Here is a 9,507-nt window from a genome sequence, read left to right as displayed (position 1 = left end):
GTTGGCGGCGATGGTGAGGCTGCCGACGCCGGCGATGGTGGTCGGGCTGCCGAGGGGGAAGGGACCGCTCAGGCCGGCGATGGAGAACGAAGCGATCGAGACCGGGCCATCGGGGCTGGTGGTGCCGGCCAGGAGATTCCCAGTGGTGGTGCCGCTGTCCTCGGCGATGGAGACGGTCTCGCTGGCGTCGCTGAAATCGTCGTTGACGGGGGTGACGGTGATCGAAAGGGTGGAGGTGTCGTTGGCCCCGGATCCGTCGGTGACGACGTAGGAGATCAGGGGAACCGGGCCGTTGTAGTTGGCGGCTGGAGTGAAGGAATAGGAGCCGTTGGCGGCGATGGTGAGGCTGCCGACGCCGGCGATGGTGGTCGGGCTGCCGAGGGGGAAGGGACCGCTCAGGCCGGCGATGGAGAACGAAGCGATCGAGACCGGGCCATCGGGGCTGGTGGTGCCGACCAGGAGGCTGCCCGTGGCGGTGCCGCTGTCCTCGGCGATGGAGCGGGTTTCGTTGGCGTCGGTGAAATCGTCGTTGACCGGCGTCACCGTGATCAGGAACGTCTGGATGGCGCTGGTGTCGACGCCGCCATTGGCGGTGCCGCCGCTGTCGCGAAGGCGCACGGAAACGGTGGCCGTGCCGCTGGCGTTGGCCGCCGGGGTGTAGGTGAGTCGCCCGCTGGCGTCGATGGTGGGTTGGACGCTGAACAGGGCGCTGTTGTTGTTGGTGACCAGGAAGTTCAGGGCCTGGGCGGCTTCATCGCTGCCGCCGCCGCGGCTCAGGCCCGTGGCCCACCCGACCACGCTTTGGGCGCCGGCGTCCTCCAGCAGCACCTGATCCGCCCCCTTGCTGAAGGCCGGCACGTCGTTGACGGGGGTGACGGTGGTGGCCAGGGACGTGGGGTCCGAGTAGCGGCCGGTGGGCCCCAGCAGGGCCGTGAGGTTGGTGGCGGCGCTGAAGGCCAGGGGGGTGTCGGCGACGCGGAGGGTGAGGCCGCCCGGGGTGCCGTTGGCATTCGGGCTGCTGGGGAGGAAGCGGAGCGAGGCGGAGGTGGGCAGCAGCAGGGCGGCGCTGTCGGAGGGGGAGCCGATGGTGACCCAGCCGGAGCCGGTGTTGAGGTTGTACTGCCAGACGCCCTGGTTGGCGGTGGCGGCATTGCCGGTGATGGCGATGCCCCCGAAGGCGGTGGCGGCATTGGCGCCGCCGGTGACGGCGCGCTGGTCGTCGGCCGCATCCCTGAAGCCGAAGCCGAGGGCGGCGATGGTGGCGCCGGGCGGGTTGGGGTTGTCCTCGGTGGTGGCGGCGAGGCTGGCGGCGGTGGCCGTGGGCCGGTCGTTGATGTTGGTGACGCTGGTGCCGATGGTGCGGTTGACGGCGCTCCAGGCACCGGTGCTGGTGGTGCCGCCGGCCGTGGCGAGGTTGAAGCTGCTGGTGGCCGAAACGCTGGTGGTGAGGGGGGCGCTGGCATCAGCAAGACGCACCAGGAGGCGGCCGGGGGTGCCGTGGAAGTTGGCGGCAGGCAGGAACCGGATCCGGCTGGCGGCGCTGAAGACGAGGGCGGCGCTGGTGGAGAGACCGGCGCTGGGGAGGTTGATCCAGTCGCCGGGGACGGCGGGGTTGGGCGTGGCGGAGGTGGAGATCTGCCAGACCCCCTGGGCGGCGGTGTAGCTCGTGGAGCCGACGACGGCAAGGAAGGAGAAGGGGGTGGCGGTGTTGCCGCCGCCGTTGGCGGTCTGGTTGTCGGTGGCGTCGGTGTAGCCGAAGCCCAGGCTGCTGAGGGTGGTGCCGGCGATGGCGCCGGCGGCGACGTCTTCCGAAATGGCAGGCAGGACGACGTTGGTGCTGGCGACGGGCTGGTCGTTGAGCGGCGTCACCGTCAAGGCCACGGTCTTCACGTCCTGCCGGGCGCCGCCGCTGCCGGTGCTGCCCTGGTCATTGACGGTCACCGTCAGGGTGGCGCTGCCGTGGAAGTTGGCCGTGGGGGTGTAGGTGAGCGAGGCCAGGGCCGCGTTGAGGTTGGCCTTGGTGCCGGTCACCGTCAGCGAACCGGTGCCGTAATTTCCCGCTGTCCGGGTCAGTCCCGTGCGGCTGACCAGGTTGATGCTGCCGCGGTTGACGCTGAGGGTGAGTCGCTCGAGGGCGCCGAAGTCGTCGGGGTCGGTGAAGCTGATCAGGTTGGCGCCGCTGAAGGCGTTGGCGGAGCTGTCCTCGACCACGGTGCGGGTGGCCGGCACCGTCAGCACCGGGGCCTCGTTGGTGGCCGACACGTTCACCGTGAAGGACGCGACGCTGGTGTTGTTGCCGGTCACCCCCACGCCCTCGGCCCCGTTGTCGACGTCGAAGGCGGTGGCGGTGATCGTCACCACCCGATCCACGTTGGGGTTGGCCGGGGTGTAGCGCAGGGTGTTCAGGGCGGCCTGAACCTGGGCACGCGTCCCCCGCACCTGCACGCTGGCGGTGCCGTTGGTGGTGAGGGAGGCGCCGTTGGCGTTCTGGATCAGCAGGGTGCCGTAGGGGGTGGCGCCGTCGGTGGCACTGAGGGTCACCCGGATGTCATCGGTGGCCCCCTGGCTGGCGTCCCTGGTGTCCTGGATGGCGAAGCCGCTGCTGATGTTGAGGAAGGTGCCGCTGGCGATCACCGTGTTGGCGGGAACCGCCAGCAGCGGCGCATCGTTGACCGGTGTGATGCGCACGCCGTTGTCGACGGACACCCGGTGGCCGGCGGGCACATTGGCGTGGCCGAAATCGGTGAGGCTGGTGCGCAGGAAAAGGTTGCCCAGGCCGCTGCCGGCGCCGTTGAAGTCGGGGGCCCCCTGGAAGCGCAGCAGATTGAGGGCGGTCTGCACCGCCGCCAGCGGGCCGGTGAGGGTGATCGTGTTGGTGCCGTCGCCTGTGGCGGCGCTCAGGCCGGCGATGGCGCCCAGCAGCAGCCGGCCTTCAGTGGCGGCATCGGCCAGGACCGTTCGCGCGACATCGCGGAACAGCTGCATCTGCACGCTCACGTTGCGGCTGAAGCTGTCGGCGTCGGCCAGAACGAAGCCCCCCAGGCTGACGCTGGCGTCTTCGTTGACGCTGAACAGCGTGGGGTTGGTGATCGTGGGCAGATCGTTGAGGTTGGAGGCCGTCAGAGCGATGTCGCGGCTGATCCGGTTGTTGGCGGCGTCGATGGGCACCGGATTGCCGGCCCCATCGTTCTGGTTGACCGGGCCACCGTTGGCCCCCACCCCCAGCACGCCCGCGGCGCTGTAGAGGCGGTCGTCGACGCTGACGCGCAGCTTGAGGTTGCTGGCATCCAGGTCGGCGCCGAAGGCCACCGTGAGGCTGGCGAGCACCGCATGGATTTCGCTGCGGGTGCCCTGCACCACCAGGCTGTTGCTGCCCTCGCCGCTCAGGAAGGCCCGCGCTGAGGTGGGATTGGCGGAGGTGAAGGAGATCAGCCCGGAGGGCACCACCGCATTGGCCCCATCGAGCAGCTGGACCTCGATCCGCAGCAGATCGGTTTCTCCGCTCCCGATCGTGTCCAGATCGCTGTCGGTGGCGCGCAGCAGCCCGGCGCTGACCACGGCCACCGGGGTGGCGCCGCTGCCGAAGACGTCAAGGGAAGCCGGCGAACTCAGGCTGGGCAGGTCGTTGGCGGGCGTGACCGCGATGACAAAGGTGCCGGGGATTTCGTTGGTGGCACCGCTGATCGGGTTGTCGCCACCGCCGTCGCTCACCCGGAAGCTGAAGGCATCGCTGCTGGTCTCGGTCCCGTCGTGCAGGTAGGTGATCAGGTTGTTGTCGAGGTCGGCCTGGGTGAACACGCTGTTCACACCCAGGGCACGGCCGTTGAGGAACAGCCGACCGTTGCTGGTGGGGGACGTGACCCGGTACTGGCGCTGGATCGGACTGTTGTCGGAATCGCCGTACGCCAGCCGGAGTGCCGTGCTGTTGCTGGCGCTTCCTGTGATCACGCCGCGGGAACCTTCCGCCACGGTGAGGGGCGTGTTTTCGATCGCAGCCGGAGGGTCGTTCAGGGGCGCGATCGTCAGGGGCACCGTGACCGGGGTGCCGGGGGCGTCGAAACGGTCGAGGGGGGTGAAGACGAAGCTGTCGGCCAGCTCCCCAGGCCCGTCGTTGCCGTTGTGGCGATAGCGCAGGCGGCCCGCCGAAAGCTGGCTCTGGCTGATGCGGAGCGTGGCGCGATTGAGGCTGCCGCCGCTGCCATCGCCGATCACGGTCCAGACGCCGCTGCCGGTGGTGTCGAACTCGAGCACGCCGTTGGCCGGCAGGGTGTCGATCCGCAGCCGTCGCTGGTCGGCTGTGTCGGTCTGGGAGAAGCTGCCCGGATCCCAGAGGGCATCGGCCCCCGGATTTGGGTTGCTTGGCGCGCCGGCAAACACCTGCTGCCCCGAACCATCAACGTCGGCGATGGTGATGTCGCGACGCTCCGCCGCCCCCAGCAGCGGTCCGGGGCTGGAACTGTTGAAGGTCAAGGTGCCCCCTTCCACCAGCAGGCTGGTGCTGCCACTGACGCTGGCGCTGGGGGCATCGTTGATCGGCGTGACCCGGATCGCGAAGCGGAAATCGCTGGCCCCGTTGCTCACGACGCTGCGGCCATCGCTGATGTTGAAGCGGAAGCCGGAATCGAAGACTTCCCCTCCACCGTGCACGAAGGTGAGCCGCCCGTTGTTGATGTCGTCCTGCGTGAAGACGTCCAGGTTGTTGAGGGCCACACCGTTCAGCCGCAGGCTGCCGCCCGCCGGCGCGGCGGTGAGCCGGTAGACCCGCTCGGCCGGGTTGCTGTCGCTGTCGCTGATGGCCAGATCCGTGGCCCGGATCGTCACCGTGGCAGCTTCGCTGCTGCGCAGCAGGTTGTTGGTGGCCAGGCTGGGCGCGGCATTGGCCGGCAGGGTGGTGGGGGCGTTGCCGCCGCCGCTGCTGCTGGTGCCCAGGGGATTGAGGTAGGTGAGGCGGAAGCTGATCGGCGTCAGCGGATCCCCCGGCAGGGGCTGGGGCGTGCTGTTGGTGTGGATGCCGCCGTCGCGGGTCTGGGTGAAGCCGCCGGGAAGCAGGCCGATGGCGCCGTCCTCCACCGTGAACGTGAAGTCCGCCGTGGTGCCCGATGGGGTGCCGTTGACGAAGTTGAACCGCAGCCGCCCGGTGTCGATGTCGTCCTGGCTGAAGCTGCCGCCGCTGAGCAGGCCCACCCAGGTGCCGCCACGGAACACCTGCAGCTGCCCCCGGGCCGGATCCGCTGCCGCCGTGAGGGTGTAGGTGAGGTTTGGGGCGGGGGAATCGGCATCGCTGACCCTCAGGGCGGCGGCCGTGATCGCCGTGCTGCCGGTGGGGGTGACGATCGGGTTGTTGGCGCTGAGGGTGGGGTCGTCGTTGACCCGCTGCACCGCCAGGGTGATGACGGTGTTGGTGCTGAGCACCCCGCCGGCTCCCTGGCCGCCGCCGTCGTCGCTGACGCGGACGCCGAAGCTCTCGTTCGGGGGGAAGCCGCCGTTGAGGTCGTTGCCGTCGTGGTCGTAGGTGAGCCCCGCCAGCGAAGGAAGGGTGAACGGTGCCGTGATCGGGGTGCCGTTGTGGCGGAGCGTGCCCCGCAGGGGCAGGGAGGTGATCACGACCGTGTGGGCCACGCCCGCGGCCTGGTCGGCATCACTGATGATGAGGGTGACCGGCACCCCGCGCTGGCCCTCGAAGACGGCAACCGAGCCACTCACGGCCGGTGCCTGGTTGACGGGGGTGAGGCTGATCGGAACGGTCGCCGAAGCGATCCGCCCGCCGGCTCCATCGTCGACGGAGACGGTGACGGCATCACTGTCGCTGCCGGCAATCACCCCGGGCAGCACCTGGGAGCCGTCATGGGTGTAGGTGAAACTCCCCCTGAAGCTGCTGGAGAAGCTGGAGCCCACCACCAGGGGATTGCCATTGAGCCTGATGGTTCCTTTGCCCGGCAGGGAGGTGATCCGGTAGATCACCTGCTCGGGCAGGTTGTCCACATCCGAGAGGGTGAAGTTCGCCAATGTGAAATTGGCTGTGGCCCCTTCCGCCACCACCAGGGGGCTGGTGCTCAGGGTGGGGGCATCGTTGACCGGGGTGACCTGGATCGGCGCGGTGGAGAGGCTGATGGGGCCGTCGCCGTTGGTGAGATCGGTGGCCGTCAGGGTGAGGCTGGGTGCCACCGCGGTATTGACGCTGTTGGCATCGGCCGCCGGCGTGAACAGGACACTGGCGATCGCCGCATTGATGGCGGCCAGGCTGCCTTCCAGCGTGAAGTCGGCGCTGCCGTTGCTGCCGCTGGTGATGAGGGCGGCACTGGCCAGGGTGGCCGTGCCCCCGGTGGTGGCGATCCGCAGCCGCAGCGTGATCGGCGCCACACCGTTGTCGCTGTCGGCCACGCTCAGGCCGGTGATCGCCAGGGGCGTGTCTTCGGCGGTGCTCCGGGTACCGACGAAACTGTCGTTCAGCACCGGGGCACTGGCAAACTCCGCCGCCAGCCAGCGGCCATCGATCAGGAGCCGGTGCTGGTCGTCGTCGGCCAGGATCGCCGCACGCTGCGTCTCCCCCAGGGGTGCACCGGTGACCAGGGCGACGAACAGGGCGCCCTCATCCCCTCGCGCATCGAGGGGCCCGTTCAGCCACTGGTCGATGGCGTGGCCCACTTCCTCCAGCAGGACGCGCTGGATGGCCTCCACGGAGGTGGCCAGGGACAGCCAGTCGGCATTGATGTAGATCCTCTGCCGCCCATCAGGATCACCGGGTGTGTAGGCACCGCTGGCGCCTGAGAGTTCCTCTCCGCTGCGCCGTTCGATCGCCAGCTGAAGGCCTGGCCCCCGCAACACCTGAGCGAGGGAGATCACCCGGGACTGGAACTGATCGGGATCGGTGCCGGCGGTGGCGAACGTGTCACTCAGCAGATCCGCATAGTCATCCCGGAGGGGCAGGTCTTCGAGGATTCTGTTGACGTTCGACAGGGCGCTGGTCCAGAGCCGCTCGATGTCTCCCGGCAGGGTCAGATCGAGAGATTGTTGCGGCACGAACTGTCGATACAGGGGTTCGCTCCAGGCCGCAGCGGAAAGACTGGCTTGACCCGAAAGTCCTGCCAGGAGCTCAAGCCTGAGGATGTTCATGCCTTGATCTGGCCAACAGTTCGCGTTGTCGGGATCTTATTCCACCGACCTCACTTGTCAGAAGCATGAACAGGAGATGGGCTGTTTCGATGTCACGGGGAAGTTCTAGAAATCACAGGTTAAGAACATTAAAGCTGTCGTAGAAAATCTTTATAGCGCCCCAAGAAAACACGTTTTCAGCCACGACATACGCGGTTTATCGCTAGGAAATCGAAAACAAAAGTGTGATCAGAAACTTGCTTCGGTGTCTCTCTGGCCTTGAATCCCCGGTCTCGCTGTCCCCCGCTTCCGCCCGGTTTTCGAAGTCCATCGGAGGTCCCCTCTCCCTCCTTCCTTGCTTCGTCCTCGCAGCGGCCGTCGCCATCGGCCCGGCCCGCGCGGCGACCTGCCCCGATGGAACCGAGGCGGAGTTCTGCCTGCCCCCCGTCACCCCACTGCCCCCGACGCCTTCGCCGTCCACGCCCGTGGCGCCTTCGCCGGCGCCTTCCCCGGCACCCGCGGCGACGCCAGCCTCCGTTGTGCCCATCCGCCCCGTGAGGGTCGATGTCTACCGACTCGACGCCCGGTTGCTTCCCCTGGGTGCCGGGATGGGCTGGCGGAGCTTCAGCCGTGATCTGCTGGAGCCCCTGCCCCAGAAGGTGCGCGAGTCCTCTCCCCTCGCCGATCCAGAGCCGGAGGGGCCGTCCACTTCGGCCTTCCGTTTCAGTGTTCAGCCCGGGGGCTACTTCAGTGACCGAGACGGCTGGCGGCTTCGGGTATTCGGCAATGGCTTCGGCGGTCCCCTTATCAGTGGTGTCGCCGGAGGTCCCTCCTCGGTGAGCGGGGCCCAGATGGGTCTGCGGCTTGACTACGCCATCGGCGATCTGGTGATCGGTGCCTTCGGCCGCTTCGGGTCACTCCAGGCACAGGGCGGCTCCGTCAATGATTTCGCGGCCCCCTTCAACGGCCAATCCGCCAACGGCAGCCTGGGTGGTGGCGGGGTGCTGGTGCAGTTCGCCAAGCCCGGTTGGTTCATCGGGGCGGCGCTGGGAGGCGATGCTCTGACGACCGATCAACCGTTCGGCATCAGCAGCTCCAACGCCATCGGTGCCCGCTACAGCACGGCCTCGGTCGGCGGCAGCGCTCTCCATCTGGCCACCCATGTCGGGGGCAGGATCCGGCTGTCCGATCGTCAGGTTCTCGAACCCAGCGCTCTGCTCACCCTGACCAGCCTCTCGCTGGGGGGTGCGACGGTCTTCGACGGGTTCACCAACCGCTTCTGGAGTGTGCCCGCCTCCAGCAGCACCGTCGGCACCGCCGACATCGGTGTCACCTGGAGGGCCCCCCTGCCCCAGGGCAGGAATCTGCTCACGCCCTCGGTGCGCCTCAGCTGGCTGGGGGCAGGATTTCTGGGCCAGGTCCCTCCCAATGGGGTCACGGACGGAACCGCTCTGGCCACCACGCTGCCCGCGGGCCCCATCAGCCAGAGCGGTGGACTGGGACTGCAGGCGGGCCTGGCCTACACCCTGAAGGACAACACCACGTTCTTCATCCGAGGCGGCGCCGGGTTCTATGGCGCCGGCACCGCCTGGGATGTCGGGGGCGGGGTGCAGCTCCGCTGGGGGGGAGCACCCCGGTTGTCCGCAGGCCAGGCGAGGGGATCCGAGCCATCCACGGCCAATCCCTGAACGCTCCCACCGGACCTGGTCAGGACGGTGGCTGGAGGGCCCTCAGGCCCCTTCCCCCATCAGTCCGTAAGCCGGGGTCTCTTCCGTTGCAACGTCCTCGACAGCGAGGGAATCGCCGGTGTCCTCCAGCAGCCCCGCGACGATGCCGGCATCAAACGAGTAGCGGCCCGGGCCGACCAGCAGCAGGGCCAGGCTGCCGCCCAGATAGAGCACCACCAGCTCCAGCACGTAGATGTTGAAACCGCTGGTGAGAATGTGGTGGTAGGCGGCCACGGCCATCGTGCCGGTGAGGGCCAGGGCCCCGAGAGGGGACAGCAGACCGAGAATCAGCAGCCAGCTGCCGAAGATTTCCGAGTAGCCCGCCACGTGGGCGAGGACCAGGGGGAAGGGCAGGTGCAGGGGGACCACGTAGTTGGTGGCGAAGGCCTGCGGGTCGGCCAGCTTGTCCTGGCCGTGGTGGATCATCATCGCCCCGATCGCCAGGCGGAGGATCAGCAGTCCGAGGTTGGCCAGCCGTCCCTCCCGCAGGACGTAGGCCTTCAGGGCCTGGCGCACCGTGGCGGCGATGGGGGTGGCAGGGGCCGGATCCGCACGCTCCTCCAGGCTGCTGGGCACGAGTGCGGCGGCCGTCGGACGGTTGAGCGCCAGCACCCACAGGGCGATGAAGGCGGTGAAGAAGCCTGCGAAGAGCTCGAGCAGGAGCGTGGTGGTCATGGCACCGGGAGAT

At 68.6% G+C, this 9,507-nt stretch carries 3 protein-coding genes; 1 reads left to right on the top strand and 2 read right to left on the bottom strand.

Annotated elements, in window-relative coordinates; translation table 11 throughout:
- Window positions 1-7,020 (bottom strand): cadherin-like domain-containing protein (locus KBY81_RS06660; RefSeq protein WP_254976022.1); only part of this gene is annotated, 7,020 nt, incomplete at its 3' end.
- Window positions 7,021-7,631: 611 nt separating this feature from the next.
- On the opposite strand from KBY81_RS06660, the gene KBY81_RS06655 reads away from it, so the two are divergent.
- On the top strand, window positions 7,632-8,780 hold the full coding sequence (locus KBY81_RS06655; RefSeq protein ID WP_254976021.1) for an autotransporter outer membrane beta-barrel domain-containing protein: 1,149 nt from the start codon (window positions 7,632-7,634) through the stop codon (window positions 8,778-8,780).
- Between the two features lie 42 nt (window positions 8,781-8,822).
- Here KBY81_RS06655 and KBY81_RS06650 read toward each other — a convergent pair whose 3' ends face one another.
- Window positions 8,823-9,494 (bottom strand): DoxX family protein, encoded by a 672-nt coding sequence (locus KBY81_RS06650; protein ID WP_254976020.1) that lies wholly within the window; start codon window positions 9,492-9,494, stop codon window positions 8,823-8,825.
- Window positions 9,495-9,507: the final 13 nt, after the last annotated feature.

Source organism: Cyanobium sp. Lug-B, from assembly GCF_024345635.1.
GTDB lineage: Bacteria > Cyanobacteriota > Cyanobacteriia > PCC-6307 > Cyanobiaceae > Cyanobium > Cyanobium minutissimum.
This window is presented reverse-complemented; position numbering and strand designations above follow the sequence as displayed.